Raw genomic sequence first — 591 nt, 5'->3', positions numbered from 1 at the left:
GGGCCGGATTGCGCATCCGGCCCGCCCCGCTCGTTCGCTCGGCGCTCAGCAGCCCTTCAGGACCGCCGTCAGCTTCTCCTTCTCCGCGGAGTCGACGGTCAGCTTGTAGTGGTGCTTGACCGTGACCCACATCTGCGCGTACGTGCACGCGTAGGAGTTCAGCGGCGGCATCCACTGCGCCGGGTCCTTGTCGCCCTTCGCCTGGTTGACGCGGTCGGTCACGGCGATCAGCTGCGGCCGGGTGAGGTCGTTGGCGAAGGCCTTGCGCTGCTCGGTCGTCCACGTGTTGGCGCCCGAGCGCCAGGCCTGGGCGAGCGGCACTATGTGGTCGATGTCGATGTCCTGGGCGTCGTGCCAGGTGGCGCCGTCGTAGGGGGAGACCCAGGTGCCCGAGACGGCGGCGCACTTGGCGTCCTGCTGCACGTTCTCGCCGTCGCGCTTGAGGACGACCTCGCGTGTGTTGCACTCCCCGGACTGGGTGGCCCAGTGCGGGAACTTCGAGCGGCTGTAGCCGTCCATGGAGCCCTCGGGGCTGACCTTCAGCTCCGTGAGGTAGCCGCGCACGGTGGCGGCGTCGGGCGGGGTGGGCGG

General features: G+C 70.1%; 1 protein-coding gene. It reads right to left on the bottom strand.

What is annotated here, in order from left to right; translation table 11 throughout:
* Nucleotides 1-45: 45 nt before the first annotated feature.
* Nucleotides 46-591: HNH endonuclease family protein (locus tag ACSNOH_RS35040; RefSeq protein WP_436725482.1), on the bottom strand; the 546-nt coding region annotated here is incomplete at its 5' end.

Origin of the sequence: Streptomyces sp. URMC 127, from assembly GCF_051386535.1 — a bacterium.
Classification (GTDB): Bacteria; Actinomycetota; Actinomycetes; order Streptomycetales; family Streptomycetaceae; genus Streptomyces.
Note: the sequence above shows the minus strand (reverse complement) of the source record. Positions and strands in the feature narration are given on the sequence as shown.